This window comes from Candidatus Pantoea floridensis (assembly GCF_900215435.1).
Lineage (GTDB): Bacteria > Pseudomonadota > Gammaproteobacteria > Enterobacterales > Enterobacteriaceae > Pantoea > Pantoea floridensis.
This window is the reverse complement of record NZ_OCMY01000001.1, coordinates 2631248-2654533: the sequence shown is the minus strand read 5'-3', so window position 1 is coordinate 2654533 and position 23286 is coordinate 2631248. Positions and strand designations below refer to the sequence as shown.

Genomic DNA, 23286 nt, shown 5'->3' with positions numbered 1-23286 from the left:
GGGTGACTTTCGTAGGGTCGCCATTCATGGCGACCGCTACAACCCCTGTTCAAATCATCCCCGCCTGCTGACGCGCCTGCTCGCTCTGGGCAAAGGTTTGCATCCCGGCCTGCGCACCGGTTTGCAATACGCCAGGCAACTGGTGCATTTTCCCTTCGCGGATCAGGTTCGCCACCGCCGGCGTCGCCACCAGCACTTCAAATAAACCAATGCGTCCGCCCGCCTTTGCTGGCACTAAACGTTGCGCCAGCACCGCTTTAAGGCTGCCCGCTAATTGGGTACGCACCAGGTTTTTCTCCTCGGCGGGAAACACGTCTACTAGCCGATCCACCGCCTGGGTTGCACCACGCGTATGCAGCGTCGCCAGCACTAAATGGCCGGTTTCTGCCGCGGTAAGCGCCAGGCGGATGGTTTCGCTATCACGCAGTTCACCAAGCAGAATCACATCGGGATCTTCGCGCAGCGCGGCTTTTAGCCCATGTTGAAACGAGGCGCAGTGCGCGCCTACTTCGCGCTGCTGAATTAACGATCGCTGACTGTGATGAACAAACTCGACGGGGTCTTCCAACGTCAGGATGTGCCGCGCCTGTTGGCGATTAAGGCTATCCACCATCGCTGCCAGCGTGGTGGATTTGCCGCTGCCGGTGGCGCCGGTAATCAAAATTAGCCCCTCCTCCAGCTGTAATAGCTGGCTCACCACTTCGGGCAAATGCAGGCTGTTGAGATCCGGCGCACTGCTGGCAATTAGCCTCAGCGCCAGCGATAAACCGTGACGCTGCATAAACAGGTTGGCGCGCAGTCGCACGCCGCTGGTCAGCGTCATGGCAAAGTCTACGTGGCCGTTTTCCTCCAGCTCGGCCTGCTGCGGTGCCGTGAGCCACTGCTGCATAACGCTTTCCAGCCAGCCGCCTGCTAGCTCGCTTTGCTGCGGGATCGGCTCCAGCACGCCTTGTCGGCGCCAGTGCGGCAAATGTCCGCTGCAAAGGTGCAGATCGGCGGCGTTATGCTTTACACTAAGCGCCACCATTTCATCCAACTCCATTTAACTTCTCCTGACTATGACTTCCATTGAGCACAACTTACAGCAAGTGCGTGAGCGTATCGCCGCTGCCGCCGCACGTTGCGGGCGCGCGCCAGAAGAAATTACGCTGCTTGCAGTGAGCAAAACTAAGCCTGCGAGCGCGGTCGCAGAAGCCATCAATGCGGGGCAACGCGCGTTTGGTGAAAATTACGTGCAGGAAGGGGTTGAAAAAGTGGCCGAACTGGCCGCACATCCTGATTTGCAATGGCACTTTATCGGTCCGTTACAATCCAATAAAAGCCGTCTGGTGGCGGAAAACTTTGCCTGGTGCCATACCGTTGATCGACAGCGTATCGCGCAGCGCCTGAACGATCAGCGCCCGGCGTCGTTACCGCCGCTCAACGTGTTAATTCAGGTAAATATCAGTGACGAAAACAGCAAATCTGGCATCATGCTGGAGGCGCTGCCGGAGCTGGCGCAGCACATCGCCGCATTGCCGCATCTGCGCCTGCGAGGACTGATGGCCATACCAGCGCCAGAAACAGAATACGCACGTCAGCTGGCGGTTTGCGAAAAGATGGCCGCCGCGTTTCATGCCTTACAACAGGATTATCCTGACGTCGATACGCTTTCTCTGGGAATGAGCGACGATATGGACGCGGCAATCGCCGCGGGCAGCACCATGGTGCGGATTGGCACCGCCGTTTTTGGCGCGCGGGATTATGCGCGACCTTCACAACAATAATTGAGGAACCTCATGTTAACACTGACGTTTTTAGTCAAAACGCTGATCGATTTGTACGTGATGGTGCTGCTGCTGCGCATCTGGATGCAGTGGTCGCGCTGTGACTTCTACAACCCGCTGGCGCAGTTTGTCGTGAAGATCACCCAACCGATTATCAAGCCACTGCGCCGTATCATTCCGGCGATTGGCCCGATTGATACTGCATCGCTGCTGCTGGCGTTTGTGCTGACTACGCTAAAATATCCGCTGCTGCTGCTGATTCAGGTCGGCGTGTTCTCAGTGGACCCCACCAATTTATTGGTTGGCCTGCTGTCGCTAATAAAGTCCGCCGGTTATCTGGTGTTCTGGGTGATCATCATTCGTTCGCTGATGAGCTGGATCAGCCAGGGGCGCGGCCCGATGGATCAGGTGTTGCTGCAGCTGACTGAACCGCTGATGTCACCAATTCGCCGTATTCTGCCCGCGATGGGCGGCATCGATTTCTCTGCCATGATTGTGATTCTGGTGCTGTACGCGCTGAATTTCCTCGGCATGGACCTGTTCCCAGGTCTCTGGTATTTGCTGTAATTCGTTAATCTGGAACTGTTATGCAAAAAGTTGTTCTCGCGACCGGTAATCCGGGCAAAGTTCGTGAGCTGGCCGATCTGTTAGCGGCCTTCGGACTCGATATTGTGGCGCAAACTGAACTCGGCGTGGAGTCAGCGGAAGAAACCGGCCTGACTTTCATCGAAAATGCCATTCTCAAAGCGCGTCATGCGGCTGCTATCACTGGATTGCCAGCCATTGCCGACGATTCCGGATTGGCGGTCGATGCGCTGGGCGGCGCGCCGGGTATCTACTCCGCGCGCTATGCGGGCGTTGACGCCAGCGACCAGCAAAATCTGGATAAGCTGCTGGTGGCGCTGGAAAAGGTGCCGGACGCTGAACGTCAGGCGCAGTTCCACTGCGTGCTGGTGTATGTGCGTCATGCGGCCGATCCTACGCCGCTGGTGTTTCACGGCAGCTGGGCCGGTGAAATCACCCGCTCAGCCGCTGGCGAAGGCGGTTTTGGTTACGATCCCATCTTCTATGTCCCTGAATTAGGTAAAACGGCGGCTGAGCTGAGTAAAGACGAAAAGCGCGCCGTCTCTCACCGTGGTAAAGCATTGACGCTGCTGCTGGAAGCGATGCGCAATGCCTGAATTACCTCCGTTAAGCCTGTACATCCACATTCCGTGGTGTGTGCAGAAGTGCCCGTACTGTGATTTCAACTCTCACGCGTTAAAAGGCGAGGTGCCGCACATAGAGTATGTGCAGCACCTGCTGAACGATCTCGAACAGGATTTGCCGCTCACCGCGGGGCGCGAGGTGCGCACTATCTTCATTGGTGGCGGTACGCCAAGCCTGCTGAGCAGCAATGCGATGCAGATGCTAATGGACGGCGTACGCGCGCGTTTGCCGTTGGCTGCCGACGCAGAAATCACCATGGAAGCCAATCCCGGAACCGTGGAAGCCGATCGCTTCAGCGGTTATCAGCGCGCGGGGATTAACCGTATTTCGATTGGCGTGCAAAGCTTTAGCCCGCAAAAGCTGGAGCGTCTGGGCCGCATTCACGGACCGGAAGAAGCGGTACGCGCGGCGCAGCTGGCGGAAGGCTTAGGTCTGCGCAGCTTTAACCTCGATCTGATGCACGGCTTGCCGGATCAGTCGCTGGAAGAGGCGCTGGACGATCTGCGCCAGGCGATTGCCCTCAATCCACCGCATCTATCGTGGTATCAGCTGACGATCGAACCGAATACCTTATTTGGCTCGCGTCCACCGCAACTGCCGGATGACGACGCGCTGTGGGATATTTTTGAGCAAGGCCATCAGCTGCTGAGCGCCGCTGGCTATCAGCAATATGAAACCTCGGCCTACGCTAAACCCGGCTATCGCTGCGAGCACAACCTAAACTACTGGCGCTTTGGTGATTATCTGGGCATTGGCTGCGGCGCACACGGCAAGCTGACGCAGCCGGATGGCCGCATCGTGCGCACCGTTAAAACGCGCCATCCACGCGGCTTTATGAAAGGCAATTATCTCGATAAAAAGCACGAGGTGGCGGAAAACGACAAACCGTTCGAATTCTTTATGAACCGTTTCCGTCTGCTGGAAGCCGCTCCGCGCGCGGATTTCCGTCGCTATACCGGTATGGATGAGCAGGTGATTCGCCCGCAAATTGATGCCGCGATAGCGGTGGGATACGTGGTGGAAAGTGCTGAATACTGGCAGATTACTGAGAAAGGGAAGCTGTTCCTGAACTCGCTGCTGGAGCTGTTTTTAAGCGAAGATGAATAAACAGAAGGCCGGGAAACCGGCCTTCTGCTTTGTTAACCTTTAACGCCCTGCATCAACCCTTTGCGTTGATCTTCCAGCACGGTGACGCGATTACACACTTCGTGGCCGAAATTCTGGAAATCCTGTTCCTGCTTGTTCCATTCCGCCTGCACCGATTGCTGTAAGCCGCCAAGGTTGCCCATGATGGCCTGCAGCGGATTGCTGCCGTTCGCCGCCTGGCTGCTGCCCATCTCGTTGAGGCTATCCTGCATGATGCCGCCCAATGTGCTCTGCACCAGCTTCTCGCCTTCTGCACGCACCTGATCGATGGCCTGATGATGGAAGGTTAATCCATCCGGGCGATGCTCAATGATACGGTTCATTTGCTGCTTGAGCTGGCCATCCAGTTTGGTGAGACGATTGCGTACGTTGCTGTTAGCGCCAAGCTTCTCAACAATCACTTTGTCCAGCGCCACGCGGCTACGCTCCAGACGCGAGGTCGCGCCGCTGTCGATCCACGGCAAATCGCGACGCAGCGCGGTTTGATAATCAATGGCTTTCTGGCGCGTTGCGTTGTCAACGCTGACCTTCTGCCCATTAAACTGCACATCGCCCTGCGGCGTGATTTCAAGGTTGCCGTTGCTGCCCACCACCTGCACGCTCTGTGGTTTAACAATCACATCATCCTGTGGCTTAACGCTACATTCATACGCAGCCTGAGCCTGAGTTGCCGCCAGCAGCAGCGCGGCGATAAGTGCCTTACGAACCATGAAATCTCCTGAACAATAAAAAGGTCGCCAAAAATGGCGACCCTACGACGGATTTCGTAAGGTGGCCATTGATGGCCACCAACACGCATCAACCATTAAAGATTAGTCCCACCAAACGTCGAAGAGTTCAGTTACTTGAATATCAGAAAGGTTATGCTGCTCAAGCCATTTACGCACCAGCTCGCGGTGCTCATCGGTGCACTTGCCGGTTTCCTGCAGGCAAACCAGACCTTCCCACACCAGATAACCGCTGCCGTCATACGCCAGACCATTCGGTGCGATCACTTCATTAATGAACTGATCAACAGTCGCATCAATTTGCTCCTCAGTTGTGCCTTCGGCGAAACGCCAGGCCACGGAGAAACCCAATTCCTGAAACTCATCAATATGCAGTTTTTTACGCAAACGGCGGCTACGCTGTACGGCCATTATTTCACCCTCTCAAACATCAGATCCCATACGCCATGGCCCAGTCGCTGCCCGCGCTGCTCAAACTTGGTTAACGGACGCGTTTCGGGACGCGGCACGTAATTGTTACTTTCCGACTGATTTTTATATCCGTCGATGCTGCTCATCACGTCTAACATGTGTTCGGCGTAGGCTTCCCAGTCGGTTGCCATGTGGAACACGCCGCCCAGCTTCAACTTCCGCATCACCAGCTCAGCAAACGGCACCTGTACGATGCGACGTTTGTTATGGCGCGCTTTGTGCCACGGATCCGGGAAGAACAGCTGCACCATACGCAGCGAGTTGTCCGGAATCATCTTCTGCAGCACTTCCACCGCGTCGTGACACATCACGCGCAGGTTCTCAACGCCCGCTTCTTTGGCTGAGGCCAGGCAAGCGCCAACGCCCGGCGCATGGACTTCCAGCCCGAGGAAGTTCTGGTGCGGATTATTCTGCGCCATGGTCACCAGCGATGCGCCCATGCCGAAACCAATTTCCAGCACCACCGGCGCGTCACGACCAAACAGCGTCACCAGATCCAGCGGTTCCGGCTGGAACTCAACGCCCATCTCCGGCCATAAATTATCGAGCGCGAGCTGCTGTCCTTTCGTTAAGCGCCCCTGGCGGCGCACAAAACTGCGGATACGGCGTAATGGCCGCCCGTTCTCATCAAATTCTGGGGTGATGACGTCATTAATCATGTTGAAGCCTGCTGGTTAGCCTGTTCTGGGAAACGGGCATTATGCAAAGTTAGAAAGCAGAAGCAAGCCTTTGCAATGTTCCGGTTTACACCCTGATGTCTCTGTGCTGGAATTCCTGCCTGATTGTAGAGTAAACACGGAAAATTTCCTTCTTATGATGCAAGCGCCGACGTTCGCGCAACAAGTGCTGGATTGGTATCAGCGCTTCGGTCGCAAAACCCTGCCGTGGCAGCAGGAGAAGACGCCATACAAAGTGTGGCTCTCTGAAGTGATGCTGCAGCAAACGCAAGTGACCACCGTTATTCCCTATTTTGAACGCTTTATGGCGCGCTTCCCGACGGTCAGCGATCTGGCCGCCGCGCCGCTGGACGAAGTGCTGCATCTGTGGACCGGCCTTGGCTATTACGCGCGGGCGCGCAATCTGCATAAAGCGGCTAAGCAGGTGGTGGAGAAGCACGGCGGCGAGTTCCCACGCAACTTTGATGATGTGGCGGCATTGCCGGGTATTGGTCGATCGACTGCTGGCGCGGTGTTATCGCTGTCGCTGGGCCTGCATTTCCCGATTCTGGATGGTAACGTGAAGCGCGTGCTGGCGCGCTGCTACGCGGTTGGCGGCTGGCCGGGCAAAAAAGACGTTGAGAAACGTCTGTGGCAGATCAGCGAAGAGGTTACGCCCGCAGAAGGCGTTAGCCAGTTCAATCAGGCGATGATGGACCTTGGGGCATTAGTATGTACTCGCTCACGTCCTAAGTGTGAAATCTGCCCGCTGAACAGCCGCTGCGTGGCCTATGCCAATAACAGCTGGACCAACTATCCCGGCAAGAAGCCGAAGCAGACCTTGCCGGAACGTAGCGGCTGGATGCTGATGATGCAGGATGGCGACGATGTGTGGCTAGAGCAGCGTCCGCCGGTCGGCTTATGGGGCGGGCTATTTTGCTTCCCGCAGTTCACCAGTGAGCAAGCGCTAACTGACTGGCTAAGCGACCGTGGCATTCAGGCTAAGCCACAGCAGCTCACGGCGTTTCGTCATACCTTTAGCCATTTCCACTTAGACATTGTGCCTATGTGGCTAGCGTGGCCTTCCGCTGGGTCGCTGATGGATGAAGCGGGCGGTCTCTGGTATAACTTAGCGCAACCACCGTCAGTGGGTTTGGCAGCGCCGGTTGAGCGCTTGTTGCATGAACTGCGCCATCCCCAGCAGCTTACGCGTCGATCGGGCGTGACCGAAGAGGAAGAGTAATGAGCCGCACCATTTTTTGTACTTATCTGCAACGCGACGCTGAAGGCCAGGACTTTCAGCTCTATCCTGGCGAACTGGGTAAGCGCATCTTCAATGAGATCTCCAAAGAAGCCTGGCAGCAGTGGATGTCCAAGCAGACCATGCTGATCAATGAAAAAAAATTGAGCATGATGAACCCGGAAGATCGCAAAGTGCTGGAGAAGGAGATGGTGAATTTCCTGTTCGAAGGCAAAGACGTGCACATTGAAGGTTACACCCCGCCAGAAAAATAACCGTTCAGGGCTTCCCTTTGAAGCCCTCTTTTTCGAGTCAGGCACGCATTAACAATGAATAAAAAACTGATAGCACTGTTGGTGATTGCACCACTTTTGGTCTCCTGCTCCGGACAAAAAAAATCGCAGTATCATGAAGAGTGGGTCAAGGACACCAACGGTTTCGATATCCTGATGGGTCAGTTCGCCCACAACATTGAAAATATTTGGGGCATCAATGAGGTTCTGATCGCCGGACCGAAAGACTACGTCAAATATAGCGATGGTTATTACACCCGCAGTCACATCAACTTTGACAGCGGTAGCATCACCATTGAGACCATTTCCGGTACCGATCCGATGGCCAGCCTGCGCCAGGCAATCATCACCACGCTGTTGATTGGCGAAGACCCGGGTAATGTCGATCTCTACTCTGATGCCAACGATATTCAAATCAGTAAAGAGCCGCTGCTGTACGGCCAGGTGCTGGATAACACCGGTCAGCCGATTCGCTGGCAGGGCCGCGCCGGCAACTTTGCTGACTATCTGATTCAGAACAAACTGCAGAAGCGCACTTCCGGATTGCATGTCATCTGGTCGGTGACCATTCCGATGGTGCCGAACCACCTTGATAAGCGTGCGCACAAATATCTGCCGATGGTGCGTAAAGCGGCGGAACAATATGGCGTCGATGCCTCATTGATTCTGGCGATTATGCAGATTGAATCGAGTTTCAACCCCTATGCGGTCAGCCATTCTGATGCGCTGGGTCTGATGCAGGTGGTGCAGCATACTGCCGGCGTCGATGTGTTCCGCATGAAAGGCAAAGGCGGCAAGCCGAGCCGCAGCTATCTGCTTGATCCTGAGAATAATATTGATGCGGGCACCGCGTATTTGTCGCTGCTGCAGAGAAGCTATTTAGGTGGGATTCAGGATCCGGTCTCGCGGCGTTATGCGGTGATCACTGCGTATAACGGCGGTGCGGGCAGCGTGCTGCGCGTGTTCTCCAGCGACAAAGATCGCGCCTTCTCGTCGATTAACGGTATGTCGCCAGCCGAGGTATATCAGACGCTGACCACCAACCATCCATCGGCGGAATCGCGTCGTTATCTGTACAAAGTGAGCCAGGCGCAGCGCAGCTATCGTCGGTTCTAGGACGGTGCGATGATTGAAACGGTGGGCATAAATGCCCACCCTACACGTAAGGTCGCCATTTATGGCGACCTTGTTAAACCATCATATTCGCCACCAGATGCTTACGCCCGTTCTCCCCTTCCTCGGTGTAAACCCCTTGCAGCTCCGGCGAAAAGCCCGGCAGGAGATTGATGCCCTCTTCCAGCGCGAGGAAATAGCGCTGCACCGCCCCGCCCCACACTTCCCCCGGCACCACGCACAGCACGCCTGGCGGATAGGGCAATGCGCCTTCTGCCGCAATGCGTCCTTCGGCTTTGGCAATGGGCACCAGCTCCACTTCGCCGCGAATATACGCCTGATGCGCATCCTGCGGATTCACTTTCACCGGTGGGAAACAGGCCGAGCGGAACATCGCTTTCTGTAAATCCTTCACGTCGAAGCTGACGTAGAGATCGTGCATCTCCTGGCACAGGCGGCGCAGCGTGTAATCTTTGTAACGCTCGATATTCTTGCGATAGACGCTCGGCAGCACTTCCGCCAGCAGCGCATCCTCACGCACGTGCTGCTCAAACTGCACCAGCATCGCCACCAGATGCGCCATCTTCTCCGGTGTTTCAGCGGGCGTCAGCAGGAACAGAATCGAGTTCAGGTCGCACTTTTCCGGCACGATACCGTTCTCACGCAGGTAGTTAGCCAGAATCGTCGCGGGAATGCCGAAGCGGGTGTATTCACCGCTGGCGGCATCAATGCCCGGCGTGGTGAGCAGCAGCTTACACGGGTCGACCAAATACTGATCCTGCGCGTAACCTTCAAAACCGTGCCACTTCGCCCCCGGTTCAAGACTAAAGTAAGCAGGATCGGCGGCAATGGCTTCGGTTTCCGCCGTTTGCCACAGCTTGCCGTGCACTTTTTCTGGCAGGAACGGTTGGATCATCTCACAGCGTTCCAGAATCGCTTTGCGCGCATCAATGCCGATGGTGACGCACTCGTGCCACATGCTGCGCCCCGCTTCGCCTTGGTGCATACGGGCGTTGATATCCAGCGCGGCAAACAGCGGATAGAACGGGCTGGTGGAGGCGTGCAGCATAAAGGCATTATTGAGGCGCTTGTGCGGACAGAAGCGCTTTTGCCCACGGATGTGATTGTCTTTCTTGTGGATTTGCGAGGTCTGCGAGAAACCGGCCAGCTGCTTGTGCACTGACTGCGTAACAAAAATACCGGGATCGTTCGCGTCCAACTCCAGCGTCAGCGGCGAGCAGCCGGCCATCAACGGGATGAACTGCTCATAGCCGACCCACGCTGAGTCAAACAGGATGTAATCACACAGATGCCCGATGCGATCGACCACCTGCCGCGCGTTGTACACCGTGCCGTCATAAGTACCAAGCTGGATAATCGCCAGGCGGAAAGGCCGCTGATCCTGAGCGCGATGCGGCGCCACTTTCGCAATCTGCTCACGCAGATAGGCATCGTCAAAGCAGTGCGCATCAATGCCGCCGATAAAGCCAAACGGGTTACGCGCCGCCTCCAGATACACCGGCGTTGCGCCCGCCTGAATCAGCGCACCGTGGTGATTGGATTTATGGTTGTTGCGGTCAAACAGCACCAGATCGCCGCGCGTTAGCAGCGCATTGGTCACCACTTTATTGGCGCTGGAGGTGCCGTTAAGCACGAAATAGGTTTTGTCGGCGTTAAACACTTTGGCCGCGAACTTCTGCGCATCTTTGGCGGAGCCTTCGTGGATCAGCAAATCGCCCAGCTTGACGTCAGCGTTGCACATATCGGAACGGAACACGTTCTCGCCATAGAACTCATAAAACTGCCGTCCCGCCGGATGTTTGCGGAAAAACGCGCCGCCCTGATGTCCCGGGCAAGCAAAGGTGCTGTTCTGCATATCAACGTAGCGCGTGAGCGTATCGAAGAACGGCGGCAGCAATGCTGATTCATACGCCAGCGCCGCGTCTTCCAGCGCCTGCCACTCTTCCGGCGCGCCGTTGATTTCAGCGGTGACGCCCGGCAGCTTTAGTACGTCTTCATCGAACGCATTGGCGACAAACACCGGCAGATTAAAGCCGATCTTCTGCAACAGCGTTAACACACCGCTGCGCGTATCTGACAGGGTGACCACCACCGCAGCGACATCGGTGAAATCAGTATTGTCCAGCGTCACCACGTCGCGTGTGGTATTCAGGCTGAGACTTGGCGCGACAGCAACGCTGGCAGCAATTTTCAATGGGTTCATAACACAAATCCCTGAGCAAGGATGAGTGGGTGCCGATGGCACAGCAATGAGGAGATTTCCTCGGCGAAAGTCATAAGGGAGTAGATGGCTGACTGGGGCGCAATCATGTCATCTTTTTTTTGCAGGAACAACCGTACCCTCACCCCAGCCCTCTCCCGTTATACGGGAGAGGGAGCAGTCGGAGCGATAATTAAGCGCTGCTGGATCGGTTCCCTCGCCCGCTTGCGGGAGAGGGTTAGGGTGAGGGAAAAAAAGGAGTACTATTATTCAACTTTCCTCAACCAGCCGGAGGCTACATGTTTAAGGCATTGGTCATTGAAAATGACGAACAGGGTTATCGCACCACCTTGCAAGACCTTTCAGAAAAACAACTTCCCGATCAGGATGTCACCCTCGAAGTAAGCTACTCCACGCTCAACTACAAAGACGCGCTCGCCATCTGCAACAAAGGCCCGATTGTGCGTCAGTTCCCAATGGTGCCAGGCATCGATTTTGTCGGCCGGGTGATTAGCAGCCGCCATCCTGAATGGCAGCAGGACGATGTCGCGCTGCTCACCGGCTGGGGCGTGGGTGAAAAACATTGGGGCGGACTGGCGCAGAAAGCCAGCGTTTCGGGTGACTGGCTGGTGAAAGTGCCGTCCGCGCTCAGCCCGCTGCAAACCATGGCGATTGGCACCGCCGGTTTCACCGCCATGCTGTGCGTGCTGGCGCTGGAGAAACAGGGCATCACGCCACAGCATGGTCCGGTATTAGTCACCGGCGCGAGCGGCGGTGTCGGCAGCTTTGCCGTTAGCCTGCTGGCGCGGCTTGGCTATGAAGTAGTGGCTTCCAGCGGGCGCGCCAGCGACAGCGATTATCTGATCAACACGCTGGGCGCTGCCTCGGTTATCGATCGTGCGGAACTGAGCGAGCCAGGCAAGCCGCTGGCGAAAGAGCGCTGGGCGGCAGCAATTGATAGCGTTGGCAGCCACACGCTAGCTAACGTGTTAGCAGGCATCAAGCGCGATGGCGTGGTCGCAGCCTGCGGCATGGCGCAAGGGTTAGATCTGCCAACCAGCGTGGCGCCGTTCATTCTGCGCGGCGTGATTCTGGCGGGCGTGGATAGCGTGATGTGCGCAAAACCGCTGCGTCAGCAGGCGTGGCAGCGTCTGGCGGAACTGGTGGATGGCGACTTGCTGCAGCAACTCACCAAGGTGATTCCGCTGAGCGAAGCGCGGGAAGGTGCCGAGCAGCTGCTGGCGGGGAAAGTGCGTGGCCGGTTAATCGTTGATTGCCGCTGATGTGTCGTAGGGTCGCCATTCATGGCGACCTGGTGGGCATGAATGCCCACCCTACGAAAACACAGGCATTACAATCAGGCTCGCAGTTGGATTTGCGGCCTGCTCTTTCCCTCCTGCATCACCACATCCAGCTCCGCCTGATACCAGCGCGTCAGCGTGGATTCGGTCATCACTTCCTGCGGTGCGCCCTGCGCCACCAGTTTGCCCTGATGCAACAACAACACGCGATCCGACCACAGCGATGCGAGATTAAGATCGTGCAGCACGGTACAGACGCTAAAGCGTCCGTTGCGCGTTAAGCGGTGCAGCAAACGCAAACTGTGCTGCTGCCAGTACAGATCGAGCGCCGACGTCGGTTCATCAAGAAACAGCCAGCCGCGCGGACCATCGCCATGCCACAGCTGCGCCAGCACGCGCGCCAGCTGCACGCGCTGCTGCTCCCCGCCAGAGAGCGAGCGATAATCGCGCTTTGCCAGCTCGAGGCTGCCGGTGATGTACATCACCTCTTCGATAACCGCTTTCGATTGGCTGGCCGGCCAGGGCGCACGGCCCATCGCCACCACTTCAGCCGCCACTAACGGAAAGGTGAGGCTGTTTTGCTGACGCATTACGGCGCGGCGCTGCGCCAGCGGTTCACGCGGCCATGCATTTAACGGGCGATCGCCGAGCCAGCATTCCCCTGCTTCTGGCATGAGAAAGCCAGTTAGCAGTCGTAGCAGCGTGGATTTCCCTGCGCCGTTCGGACCAATCAGCGCGACCATTTCACCGGGCTGTAAGCTAAGCGAAACGTCATCGATTAAGGCGCGCGCGCCGTGGCTAAAGCGCAGACCGCGCGCCTGCAGGCAATCACTCATTCATCCCCCTTGGGCTCACGCAGAATCAGCCAGAGAAACCACGGGCCACCGAGCAGGCTGGTTAACAGGCCAACCGGCATTTCTGCCGGGATCACCACCGTGCGCGCCAGCGTATCCGCCAGCAGCAGCAAAATCGCGCCCGCCAGCGCCGAGCCCGGCAACATCCAGCGATGATCGCTGCCCAGACAAAAACGCATCAGGTGTGGCACCACTAAACCCACGAAACCAATAATGCCGCTCACCGAGACCGCTGTTCCCACCAACAACGCACTCAGCACCAGCAGTTGACGCTGCGTACGCTTCACATCGATGCCCATATAATGCGCATCTTCCTCACCGAGCTGCAGCAAGTTGAGGCGACGCGCGCGCAGTTGGATAGCAATCAGCGCCGGCAGAATCAGCACCGCACACACCGCCAGACTCGGCCATTGCGCCGCGCTCAGGCTGCCCATGCCCCACAGCGCCAGCTGACGCAGCTGCTGATCGTTACTCAGCCAGGAAAGCACGCCAACCGCCGCACCGCACAAGGCATTAATCGCGATGCCGACCAGCAGCAAACGCGACAAATTGCCCAGCGCCAGGCGGCTAAAACTGAAAATCAGCAGCGTGACGACCAAGCTGCCGATGAAGGCGGCAATGCTCGGCAGCCACAATGCCAGCAGCGGCGGTAAGCCGAGCGGAATAACGATCGAGAGCGCTACCGCCAAACCGGCACCGCTGCTAATGCCGAGTAAACCGGGATCCGCCAGCGGGTTGCGAAACAATCCCTGCATCACCGCGCCCGAAACCGCCAGCGCCATGCCGAGCAGCACCGCCAGCAGCACGCGCGGCAGGCGGATATTGATCCAGATTTGCCACGCCATATCGCTCAGCGGCGCGCGCCATAAGGTACGCATCGAAAGTGGCATCGCGCCGAAGTTGGCGGCCAGCAGCATGCACATCACCATGCTAATGCCCATCAAACACAGCCAGCGCAGCACGGATGCATTAGTCATGTTTTGCGGCTTCAGCGGCACGGCGCAACTTCACAATCGCACCCGGCGTATCCAGGCCAAAGCTCAGCAGCGCCATCTCATCCACCACCAGCAACGCGCGATGCTGACCGGCCGGCGTCATTGCCAGCCCCGGCAGCGCCCACACTTTCTCTTCGCCGCCCAGCGTGCGCAGACCATCTTCGCCCACCACGATTAAATCCGGTGCTGCCGCCACCACGCCCTCCTGCGACAGTTGCTGATAGTGCGGCACCGCGGCCATGGCGTTGATCAGTCCCGCGCTGCGAATCGCACCGTCGGCGCCGGTTTGCGCACCGGCCGCCTGGGTACGCATGCCGCCGTGCGCCATAATAAACAGCACTTTGATCGGTAACGGTTTTTGCGGGATCTGTGCGCGCTGCTTGTTCACTTTTTCAATCAGCGCGTTAGCTGCATCTTCACGATGCAGCGCCTTGCCGATGGTGGCGATTTTTTCCGCGATAGCATCAAGGCTATTTTTACCGGTGACATCCACCACTTTTACCCCGGCTTGTGCCACCTGCTCTAATACCAGCGACGGCTTGGCCAGCTCGCTGCTCAGCACCAATGTCGGCTTCAGCGCCAGAATCCCTTCGGCGTTCAGCTGGCGCATATAACCGACATCCGGCAGCTTATTGGCCTGCGCCGGATGCTGGCTGGTGCTGTCGCGTGCCACCAAATTCGCCTGCGCATCCAGCGCATAGATAATCTGCGTGACATCGCCGCCGATGGAGATGACTCGATCCGCCGCGAAGGTGGGCAGCGTCAGCGCGCAAAGCAGTGCCAGAAGTCGTCTCATGCGGTGGCCCCTGCGCTGTTCAGCGAGGTCACCTGCTCGCGCCAGCGCGCCTGTTCCGGCGTGCCTTCGCTGCGCTGGCCATACAGCTGCGCAATCTGCGTGCCGTCAGCAGCGAACAGTTCAAGACTGGTGACGAAGCCGTCGCCGCTCGGTTTGCGTGTCACCCAGCTTTCACTGATGCGATCCGCCATCAGATGCAGCGTGAAGGTGGGATTGAAGATGTTGATCCAGTTCTCCATCGGCATCAGCTTCTGCACCGCGCCGGTGAAGATCTGCGTGCAGCCACGATTGCCAATGAAAATCATGATTTCGTTGCCATCCTGCTGTGCTGCATCCAGCAGCTGCGCCAGGGAATCATTACTCACCTGACGCGCCAGATCGTCCGGCACCGCGTGGAATGCCTGCGGGCGTGAGAGATTATGACGCTTCAGCAGCCCAAAGAACTGATGCACATCGGTCATCGCACGCCATTCGGCCTCCACTTTGCTGGCATCCACCGTGCGGCTGTATTGCGCCGCGCTGGCGGGCTGCGGATCTACTGTCGCCGCGCGCTCCACCACAAACCCGGCAATCAGCGCATCCCAGGCGGTGATATCGGTGTTGTCGGTGACGTAGATTTTCAGTACCGCATCGGCGTGGCGATCAAAAATCTGAATGCTTTGACGTTCGCCGTGTGCGGTCTGCTCACGCAGAAAGAATGCGCTGTGCCACTGATTGAGAAACAGGCGCTGATCGAGGGCACGCGGATTGAGAATCAGCCCGGCATGTTCGCCAAGATGCAGGTTTTCATACTTGCCCACCTGCTCGTGCACCGCATACTCATTGCGGGTGATACTTTTGGTCTCGCCGACAGCGGACAGCGCCGCCAGCAAGGCGGGAAAATCGGCTTTTAATGCCTGCGCATCCTGACTAACGCGGGCTTCGCACAGCTGTGCTTCGCCAATGCCCATCAATGCCGCCAGATCGCGCGCGTACTTTTTCGGATGCTCGCCTTTCAGCGCCAGATAGTGTTCGTAACGTGGGTTCATTGCCTTGCTCCATGAAAATGCCCTGCGCCACCGCAGGGCGAAAAGGGATTAGAAGTCGACGTTCACACCCAGCTGGAAGGTGCGGCCAGGCATCACTGCCAGATTGATGTCGTTGCGTTCCTGGGCATTGCTGCTGGTCAGCGTACGACTGCTGGTGTAATCCCAGTATTTGCGATCGGTAATGTTGTAGATGCCACCGCTCAACTTGACGTTTTTCGTCGCCTGCCAGTAAGCCGTGGCATCAACCATGCCGTATCCCGGCACGCGCATATAATCGGTGGTGGCATCGGTGATCGGCGTGCCAGTGTTGGTATAGCTTTCGCGGTTGGTGGCGGTAGCCTGCTTACCTTTCACAAAGGTGGCGGTCAACGCGGCGCCATAGCCACGCGCTTTGTCATCCCACGCCAGTCCAACAATGGCTTTCAACGGCGCGACGCTGTCGAGATCGATGTACTTGTCACCGGCATAGCTGGACTTCGATTTCCCTTCGTTATAGCCCAGCGCAAAGGTGCTGCTCAAGCCATCCACCTGCGGGAACCAAGTGCCGTAATTCACTTTGGTTGAGATCTCAGCACCATAAATGTAGGCCTTATCGCGGTTTTCAGCCTGATAGCTGGTGTAGATGTTGCTCGGTACGTTGACGAACATCTCCGGATTAGTGGCGCGACGATAGCGGGTATAAGCGATGAAGTTTTTATACTGGTTGTAGAACACCGACGTGTTAACCGTTACGCCTTCGGTGGCCTGACCTTTCAGGCCCCACTCGAAGTTGTTGCTGGTTTCGGTTTTCAGATCGGTATTACCAATCAGCGCATACTGCGCGCTACCGGCATAGCTGGAACCGAGGTTCCATGAGCCATACAGCTGGCTGGTGGTAGGGAACTGCACGCCGCGTTTATATTGCAGATAGGTGGTCAGCGCGGGCGTCAAATCGTACTGGAAGGTCAGTGATGGCAGCACCTGAGTATCGGAGTTGGTTTTGCCGTACAGCGCATCAACCTGCTCTTCGGTCAGCACCGCGCTGCCATTGGTAAGATCGCCCAGATCCTTCGGCTTAGTGCTTTGATACATCACGCGTACGCCGGGAATGATCGCGAAGTTGTGGCTATCAAGATCGAAGTTGATCTTATCCTGCAAATAACCGGCCACCGCGAAAGTGCGGCTGTCGGCCTGCGGTTGCGTGATGGCGCTGAAGGTACTGGGTGCCGGTTCCTGACGGAACGGACGCTCGCTGTTATCCAGACGCGCATTGACACCGGCGCTGAGCTCATGACGTCCCAGCGTTTTGGTACCGCGCGTGTCAAAGCCGTAAGTATCGACATTGAAATCGGAATAGACGAAGCCGTACTGACTGGCGCTGGTTGGCAGATAGGTATTGTCGTGCGCCTGCGTTTGCTGCCAGTAAACACGCGTGGTCAACGTATCGATGAAGTCATTGTACGGCGTCCACTCATCCGCCAGATTGATGCCCCAGCGGCGCGTATCACTCTGCTGCTGCGCGCTGCCCCACACGGTGTTACCGCTGGTGTCCCAGGTATCGTAGTGACTGTGATTGGTTTTGTGATAGTAATCGAAAGTGGCGCTCAGCTTATGCTGATCGTTCGGCTGCCAGATGCCCGACGTCATAAAGGCATCGGAGTGCCAGTTAGCTGGATAGGCGTCTTTCACGCCGCTGTTATTTTCGGTTTCCTGACCGTCGCGGCGGCTATATACAAACAGGCCGCGCAGCTCGTCATCACCCGCTGCAGCAGTAATGCCGTTGTGCCAGCTGCGGTTCGAGGAGTCATAATCACTCTGGTAACCGAAGTACGTATTTTTGTCGCTGCTAAGGTAGTCATCGGCGGTTTTGTTGTGAAACGACACGTTACCGCCGATAGAGGTGTTGGGTTGATCGACCGCCGTGGCGCCCTTCTCGATATCAACGCTGCCGAACATGTAGGGATCGATGTAGTCGCGGCCAATCCCAAAGGTATTGTTACCGGTGCGGCTGACGTACGGACGACCGGTAGCATCCGGAATCGGGATGCCATCGATATCCATACCCACGCGGTTACTCTCCAGGCCACGGATGTTATAACCGGTGTAGCCCGCGCGGTCGAAGCCACTTTTGCCCGCCGATGAACCGCCGCTGGAGCCGGTTGCGCTGATCAGCGGTTCATAACGCATGATCGAACCGAAGTCATTGGCGCCGCGTTTTTGCAGTTCTTGCGCTGTAATCGTGGTTTTATTGCCGGCCTGCTGTTTTGGCGCAGTGACGGTCAATACCGGTTCATCGCTGGCGGCGTAGCTGCAAGCGGCATGAATAGCCGAAGATAAAATGGCAACTTTGAAAAGACGTTGCTGAGTGAATCCCTGAAAGAGTGAAGACATGCGCGAAATACCCGGTTAATTGTTAGTATTCGCTCACTTGCTTGCTGCCAGAAAGTACGGACTTTGATGCAAAGACCATAAAAAGTTGCGGACTTATTTTATGTAATAAATGATTGCGACAGAAATGTAATGCAACTGGTAATCATTATCAATAGCATTTACATTAAGATGTATCTTAGAGCGCACGATTTGTTAACTTGTTTATTATCAATAATTAAGCAGAGACATCTATGATTCAGAAACCGTCCATCACTATTCATTACTGCACACAATGCAACTGGCTGCTGCGCTCCGCGTGGATGGCGCAGGAATTACTGCATACGTTTGCTGAAGATGTAGGCGCAGTTACGCTTAAACCGGGCACCGGCGGCGTGTTTGAGATCAGCATTGATGGCCAGGTAATTTGGGAGCGTAAGCAGGAAGGCGGATTCCCGGATGCGGCGGCGTTGAAGCAGCGCGTGCGCGATGTTTGCTGGCCGGATCGCGCGTTGGGGCATGTGGACAAGAAGAAGAGTTGAGGTGATTGACGTGTGGTCATTGAAACGGTCGCCATGAATGGCGACCCTACGGGCGATCTGCTAACTTTTGGCGATTTTCTCCGCCGCGTCGTGCAGCGCGCTGATCACCCTCTCCAGCGCCTCAGCCGAAATATCTTCCTGCGCCAGGCGGTGATTCAGCGTGTGTTTTATCAGGTGAATCGCCTGCTCAACCTGCGGAATATTGCGGTTATTCACCAGAATCGCCAGCGAGGTTAAGCGCTCAATAATCGCTTCCACACTGTCACGATTCTCCGCCAACAGTGCCGCCCCGCTCTCATTCAGCGCATAGGCTTTACGTGATGCCTGCGCATCGACCACGCGAATCGCGTCCATCTCTTCAAGCAAGGTGAGATTGGGATAAATGATACCGGGGCTAGGGGAATATTCCCCTTTGGAGAGTTCTTCAACCGATTTGATCAGCTCATAGCCGTGCGCAGAGCCGTTCGCCAAAAAGTGCAGCATTAACAGTCGGATATCGCTGGCATCCAGCATCCGCTCCCGACGCTTCTTACGTGCGCCTGCACAGATGGTCCGCTGTGCGTGGTCGGACTGCCATGGAAAATCCCGCTGCTGTTTCATTGCCTTCCTGAGCGTCAATTAAGGGAGGTTGATAGTAGTCTGCCGCATGGCAAAATTCAACACAGGCGGCAGCGGGCGGCCCAGTCGGGAATTATTTCTGATGCCAGTAGGCCACAGCGCGCACGTAATCGGTGTGCGCACCGCGTCCTTGAGTAAAGTAATCGCTCAGCAATTTCACCGCCTCACCTTCGCCCGTTAGCCAGATGAAGTAGTCGTCAGCGGGCAGCGCAATGCTTTCTAAGCGTGCAGTTAGCGGGGCCAGGTTATCCGCCTGCATAGTACCGCTGCCAAGCCAGTTCACCTGCACTTTCGGCAACTCGCCAAGATAATCGCGGCCGGTCGCTTCATCGACATACGCCAGCAGATGGATCGCCTGCGCCTGCATCTCAGCGTAGCGACGCTTAAACGCGGGCAGGCCGGTTTCATCACAAACGTAAATCTGGCAGGCATAATCGACGGGCACGATAAGCGAACCGCGCGGACCGCCCATGGCAATTTGATCGCCCGGTTTGGCTTCATTAGCCCAACTGCTGGCCACGCCGCCCTCGTGGATGTAGAAATCGATGGTCAGTGAATCGATGCCGTTAAATTCCAGCGGCGTGTAATCACGCGCGGCAGGACGTACCCCGCCCGGCCAGACAATACCGTCATCCGTCATCTTCGGTAGCGCCAGTTCAGCGCCGGTTTTTTCCGGGAAGAATACTTTGATGTGATCGTCAAACGACGGCGAATTGAAGCCTGCCAGATCGTTGCCGTTGAACACAATGCGCCAGAATGCACCGGCAATCAGCGTTTTGCTCACCACAGTGATGTGACGGAAACGCAATTCATTACGTACGCGACGCGGTACGCGTGCGGAAGGGGTAGTTTGCAAGCGTTGTCTCCCTAAAAGATAGTGAAAGTCATTCTCATCTGATGGCGTCAGAATAGTTATGATATATCTTCGATGCAATGCCGAAAAATGCTATTGGGAGAATCAAAAGGTCAAAATAGCGCGATGAATCACGCCGCTACGGTGAAGTGCGATCGGGGATGCGGAGCAAATTTAAGGCAGGAAGTTAGCGTAATACCGCTCACTTAAGCAAAAAATGCCTGTTTATGCAGGTGCGCATGAATGCGCACCCTACAAAAATCCGGCGATATCCACGTAGGGTCGCCATTCATGGTGACCGAGTCACGCTTAAGTAACGAGCATTAAGGATTGGTAGCGGCGCAATTTATTGCGCAATGCAGAGATAAGGATTAATGCCGAGACCGTGCACAGGTTGCGACGGTCTGGACCGGAATTATAAGGGTATTAAGCCTGATGGTTACCGCAGGTGACGAAGCTACCCTCATCCTGGGTATGGTTCGGCAACACATTGTCGCCCAGAATTTCATGCTGTGCACAACGCGGTTGATGCGGATGCAGGCCACCCGGCGGTGAAAAAGGCTCGGCCATCTGTGCACTTGCCAGCGAAGAAAACGCTACAAGCGCTGTCATAAGGAACAACGGTAGAAGTCGCATAATTTTTTTATCTGTTCACTATAGCGGTCCGGAATGGACCAGAAATGCAGGTGATTATCCAGCCTGATGCGTGGCGGCTGGTGATTTACGCGGCCAATCAGGTTTCGATGAAGAATTTTACGCCAATCAGGGCGATGAGTTTATAAAATCGTGCGGTTTGTCACGGTTTACCGCACGAATTATGCATTAGTTAACCGCTACAGGAATATAGAACGTCCCTTGCAGCAGATCGGGCGTGCTGTATTTCAGATCCAGTTTGAGTAAATCTTTGCCCGCCCGTCGCGCCACGCCCAGCGCTGGCAGATGGTTGTAATAGATCTCGGCGGTAAAGGCGTTGATCTCTTCCGGCGCGCCGTGCCAGTTTATTTCCGCATACAAGCCCTTTTCACCGGTCCAGTTCTGCACATTACGTGGAAGTACATCGGCATACTGACTCTCCAGCGCCTGGAACAGGCTAATATGCTGCTGGTCGGCCGAATTCACGCCGGGACTAAACTGGAACCCCAGCCAGCCACGGTTCACGTGCTGACCCGCAAAGGCAATAAAATCGCGCGTGTGTTGCGCCACAATATGATTGTGGTGATCGATGTATTCGCCAAAACGGCACTCCCACTCAATCACCTCGCCACACAGCTGCAGCTCCGGCTTCTCCACCAGATGCGCATTAACCCACTCACGCTGAGTTGAGATGCGGCTGTGGAAATCCTTCATCAGCATATCCGGGATGCGGCGATAGGCACCTGGCGTCATTGAAAAATGACTTTTAAACACTCGGGTAAAATTCTGCTGATTATCAAAGCCAAAGCGCACCGCAATATCGATCAGCGGCATGCTGGTCAGACGCAGCGCCATCGCCGCCATCGTTAAACGACGTTTGCGCGTGTAAGACGCCAGCGTTTGTCCGGTCATCTCTTTGAACATGCGCTGCATGTGCCATTTGGAGTAACCGGATTTTAGGGTAATCAGATCGACGTTGAGTTCGTCAGTCAGATTCGCCTCGATCCAGTCCACCAGATCATTGATGTACTGTTTTTTTAGATTCAGGCTGAGCATGGTTTTGATAATCGAATGAAGTAGTTAACGTAATGAATTTGCGTTATTCGTCACATAAATATAACAAAAACGTATTACTAACGTAAGGAAGAGTAAACGTACCGAAGCGGGAAAAGCATTAATTGCTTAGGTGACTAACGTTTTTCTCTGCGTGGAAATAGAAAAGGTCGCCATGAATGGCGACCTTTCGACAAAGCAGACCTGTGTTAGTAGGGTGCGCATTTATGCGCACCTCAGTGCAGATAACTCAGTGCGAGCGCATGCCCGCTGCCGTCATCATCATACGAAACAGTGATGCCACTACACCCAGTGCCAGCACGCTTGCGCCGTAAATGATCACCAGCCACATCAACTGTTTCCACCACGGAATCTTCGTTTCTGAGTGAGTTTTCATGTTGCTGACCTCGGTTTGCATATCAATGGTATCCTTCGTCGGCTTTGATTTTTCCGCGGAACACGTAGTAACTCCAGAAGGTGTAACCCAGAATTACCGGAATAATCAGCAAGCCACCCACCAACATAAACGCCTGGCTACTCGCCGGAGAAGCGGCCTGCCAGATAGTGATAGAAGGTGGAATGATGTTCGGCCAGATGCTGATGCCAAGGCCCGAGAAGCCAAGGAAAATCAGCGCCAGCGTTAGAATGAACGGCGAGTAATGCGCTTCGCGTTTAATCGCACGCACAATCCCCCACGAACACAGCACCACCAGCACCGGAACCGGCAGGAACCAGAACAGGTTAGGACGCGTGAACCAGCGCTGCGCGATATCGGCGTGCGTCAGCGGCGTCCAGATGCTGATAATTCCCACCACCAGCAGCAGCGTCAACGTCAACGGCGTGGCCAGCGCCGACATTTTACGGTGCAAGTCGTGTTCGGTTTTCATGATGAGCCAGGTACAGCCCAGCAGCGCATAGGCGATGACCAGACCAACGCCACAGAACAGCGGGAACGGCGCCAGCCAGCTCATTGCTGAGCCCGCATATTCGCGGCCAACCACCGGGAAACCATTCAGGATCGCGCCAACCGCAACGCCCTGGCTGAAGGTCGCTAGCAGTGAACCGGCAATGAATGATTTATCCCAGAACGCACGGTGTTCCAACGTGGCTTTGAAGCGGAACTCAAAAGCAACACCACGGAAGATCAGGCCAATCAGCATCGCCGTTAACGGAATCGACAGCGCATCCAGCAGCACCGAATACGCCAGCGGGAACGCGCCATACAGCGCCGCGCCGCCCAGTACCAGCCAGGTTTCGTTACCATCCCAAACCGGCGCAACGGTGTTCACCATCATGTCGCGTTCAACAGGATCTTTATTGAACGGCAGCAGCAGCCCGATACCCAGATCGAAGCCATCCATGACGATGTACATCAAGGTGCCAAAGACGATGATGGCAAACCAGATAATTGAAAAGTCGATCAT

Annotated in this window: 25 protein-coding genes; 9 read left to right on the top strand and 16 right to left on the bottom strand. The window is 56.0% G+C overall.

Annotated elements, in window-relative coordinates; translation table 11 throughout:
• Window positions 1–49 precede the first annotated feature (49 nt).
• The gene (locus tag CRO19_RS12535; protein ID WP_097096097.1) at window positions 50–1042 is read right to left on the bottom strand and encodes a type IV pilus twitching motility protein PilT; all 993 of its coding nucleotides are present in this window, start codon (window positions 1040–1042) and stop codon (window positions 50–52) included.
• A 16-nt stretch (window positions 1043–1058) separates the two neighbouring features.
• Here CRO19_RS12535 and CRO19_RS12530 point away from each other — a divergent pair, with 16 nt between their 5' ends.
• The 4 genes from CRO19_RS12530 to hemW are packed head-to-tail and all read left to right on the top strand — an operon-like array spanning window position 1059 to window position 4082.
• On the top strand, window positions 1059–1766 hold the full coding sequence (locus tag CRO19_RS12530; RefSeq protein WP_097096096.1) for a YggS family pyridoxal phosphate-dependent enzyme: 708 nt from the start codon (window positions 1059–1061) through the stop codon (window positions 1764–1766).
• Window positions 1767–1778: 12 nt separating this feature from the next.
• Entirely contained in the window at window positions 1779–2333 is a 555-nt protein-coding gene (locus CRO19_RS12525; RefSeq protein ID WP_097096095.1) for a YggT family protein, read from the top strand.
• 20 nt (window positions 2334–2353) lie between these two features.
• Complete coding sequence (locus CRO19_RS12520) at window positions 2354–2947, top strand: XTP/dITP diphosphatase (protein WP_097096094.1); 594 nt, start codon at window positions 2354–2356, stop codon at window positions 2945–2947.
• The gene (gene hemW / locus CRO19_RS12515; RefSeq protein WP_097096093.1) at window positions 2940–4082 is read left to right on the top strand and encodes a radical SAM family heme chaperone HemW; all 1143 of its coding nucleotides are present in this window, start codon (window positions 2940–2942) and stop codon (window positions 4080–4082) included. Before CRO19_RS12520 ends, hemW begins: the two co-directional genes overlap by 8 nt.
• A gap of 32 nt (window positions 4083–4114) precedes the next feature.
• Here hemW and CRO19_RS12510 read toward each other — a convergent pair whose 3' ends face one another.
• The 3 genes from CRO19_RS12510 to trmB all read right to left on the bottom strand — a co-directional run bounded on the left by CRO19_RS12510 (window position 4115) and on the right by trmB (window position 5979).
• The gene (locus tag CRO19_RS12510) at window positions 4115–4831 is read right to left on the bottom strand and encodes a YggN family protein (protein WP_097096092.1); all 717 of its coding nucleotides are present in this window, start codon (window positions 4829–4831) and stop codon (window positions 4115–4117) included.
• 102 nt (window positions 4832–4933) lie between these two features.
• Complete coding sequence (locus tag CRO19_RS12505) at window positions 4934–5260, bottom strand: YggL family protein (RefSeq protein ID WP_097096091.1); 327 nt, start codon at window positions 5258–5260, stop codon at window positions 4934–4936.
• Window positions 5260–5979, bottom strand: a complete 720-nt coding sequence (trmB, locus tag CRO19_RS12500) for a tRNA (guanosine(46)-N7)-methyltransferase TrmB (RefSeq protein WP_097096090.1) — start codon at window positions 5977–5979, stop codon at window positions 5260–5262. The genes CRO19_RS12505 and trmB overlap by 1 nt, the downstream gene beginning before the upstream one ends.
• Window positions 5980–6133: 154 nt before the next feature.
• On the opposite strand from trmB, the gene mutY reads away from it, so the two are divergent.
• From mutY to mltC, 3 genes are read left to right on the top strand one after another with little or no spacing between them, the layout of a single operon-like run.
• Complete coding sequence (gene mutY / locus CRO19_RS12495; protein WP_097096089.1) at window positions 6134–7219, top strand: A/G-specific adenine glycosylase; 1086 nt, start codon at window positions 6134–6136, stop codon at window positions 7217–7219.
• Window positions 7219–7491 carry an oxidative damage protection protein gene (locus CRO19_RS12490; protein ID WP_097096088.1) on the top strand — a complete coding sequence of 91 codons (273 nt, stop codon included), beginning with the start codon at window positions 7219–7221 and terminating at the stop codon, window positions 7489–7491. Before mutY ends, CRO19_RS12490 begins: the two co-directional genes overlap by 1 nt.
• 54 nt (window positions 7492–7545) lie before the next feature.
• Window positions 7546–8625, top strand: a complete 1080-nt coding sequence (gene mltC, locus CRO19_RS12485) for a membrane-bound lytic murein transglycosylase MltC (protein WP_097096087.1) — start codon at window positions 7546–7548, stop codon at window positions 8623–8625.
• A 73-nt stretch (window positions 8626–8698) separates the two neighbouring features.
• Here mltC and CRO19_RS12480 read toward each other — a convergent pair whose 3' ends face one another.
• Complete coding sequence (locus CRO19_RS12480; RefSeq protein WP_097096086.1) at window positions 8699–10846, bottom strand: ornithine decarboxylase; 2148 nt, start codon at window positions 10844–10846, stop codon at window positions 8699–8701.
• A 296-nt stretch (window positions 10847–11142) separates the two neighbouring features.
• Here CRO19_RS12480 and acuI point away from each other — a divergent pair, with 296 nt between their 5' ends.
• Entirely contained in the window at window positions 11143–12126 is a 984-nt protein-coding gene (gene acuI, locus CRO19_RS12475) for an acrylyl-CoA reductase (NADPH) (RefSeq protein ID WP_097096085.1), read from the top strand.
• A gap of 74 nt (window positions 12127–12200) precedes the next feature.
• Here acuI and CRO19_RS12470 read toward each other — a convergent pair whose 3' ends face one another.
• Genes CRO19_RS12470 through CRO19_RS12450 form a run of 5 tightly spaced genes read right to left on the bottom strand, consistent with a single transcriptional unit; the run spans window position 12201 to window position 18187 of the window.
• Entirely contained in the window at window positions 12201–12980 is a 780-nt protein-coding gene (locus tag CRO19_RS12470; protein ID WP_097096084.1) for a heme ABC transporter ATP-binding protein, read from the bottom strand.
• On the bottom strand, window positions 12977–13975 hold the full coding sequence (locus CRO19_RS12465; RefSeq protein ID WP_097096083.1) for a FecCD family ABC transporter permease: 999 nt from the start codon (window positions 13973–13975) through the stop codon (window positions 12977–12979). Before CRO19_RS12465 ends, CRO19_RS12470 begins: the two co-directional genes overlap by 4 nt.
• A complete protein-coding gene (locus CRO19_RS12460; RefSeq protein WP_097096082.1) occupies window positions 13968–14789 on the bottom strand; it encodes a heme/hemin ABC transporter substrate-binding protein in 822 nt (273 codons plus the stop codon). The genes CRO19_RS12465 and CRO19_RS12460 overlap by 8 nt, the downstream gene beginning before the upstream one ends.
• The gene (locus tag CRO19_RS12455) at window positions 14786–15817 is read right to left on the bottom strand and encodes a hemin-degrading factor (protein WP_097096081.1); all 1032 of its coding nucleotides are present in this window, start codon (window positions 15815–15817) and stop codon (window positions 14786–14788) included. The genes CRO19_RS12460 and CRO19_RS12455 overlap by 4 nt, the downstream gene beginning before the upstream one ends.
• A gap of 48 nt (window positions 15818–15865) precedes the next feature.
• Window positions 15866–18187 carry a TonB-dependent receptor domain-containing protein gene (locus CRO19_RS12450; protein ID WP_097096080.1) on the bottom strand — a complete coding sequence of 774 codons (2322 nt, stop codon included), beginning with the start codon at window positions 18185–18187 and terminating at the stop codon, window positions 15866–15868.
• 230 nt (window positions 18188–18417) lie between these two features.
• Between CRO19_RS12450 and CRO19_RS12445 the strand changes: the two genes are divergently transcribed.
• Window positions 18418–18705: an Rdx family protein gene (locus CRO19_RS12445; protein ID WP_097096079.1), complete on the top strand. Its 288-nt coding sequence runs from the start codon at window positions 18418–18420 to the stop codon at window positions 18703–18705.
• Between the two features lie 60 nt (window positions 18706–18765).
• On the opposite strand, the gene CRO19_RS12440 is transcribed toward CRO19_RS12445, so the two are convergent.
• From CRO19_RS12440 to cydB, 6 genes are all read right to left on the bottom strand, one after another.
• On the bottom strand, window positions 18766–19305 hold the full coding sequence (locus CRO19_RS12440; protein ID WP_097096078.1) for a PadR family transcriptional regulator: 540 nt from the start codon (window positions 19303–19305) through the stop codon (window positions 18766–18768).
• Window positions 19306–19396: 91 nt separating this feature from the next.
• Window positions 19397–20179: a siderophore-interacting protein gene (locus CRO19_RS12435; RefSeq protein ID WP_097096077.1), complete on the bottom strand. Its 783-nt coding sequence runs from the start codon at window positions 20177–20179 to the stop codon at window positions 19397–19399.
• Between the two features lie 423 nt (window positions 20180–20602).
• A complete protein-coding gene (locus tag CRO19_RS12430; RefSeq protein WP_320204479.1) occupies window positions 20603–20788 on the bottom strand; it encodes a hypothetical protein in 186 nt (61 codons plus the stop codon).
• Window positions 20789–20998: 210 nt separating this feature from the next.
• Window positions 20999–21865, bottom strand: a complete 867-nt coding sequence (locus CRO19_RS12425) for a helix-turn-helix domain-containing protein (protein ID WP_097096075.1) — start codon at window positions 21863–21865, stop codon at window positions 20999–21001.
• Between the two features lie 247 nt (window positions 21866–22112).
• Entirely contained in the window at window positions 22113–22280 is a 168-nt protein-coding gene (locus CRO19_RS12420; protein ID WP_097096074.1) for a DUF2474 domain-containing protein, read from the bottom strand.
• A 1-nt stretch (window position 22281) separates the two neighbouring features.
• Window positions 22282–23286: a cytochrome d ubiquinol oxidase subunit II gene (gene cydB / locus CRO19_RS12415; RefSeq protein WP_097096073.1), complete on the bottom strand. Its 1005-nt coding sequence runs from the start codon at window positions 23284–23286 to the stop codon at window positions 22282–22284.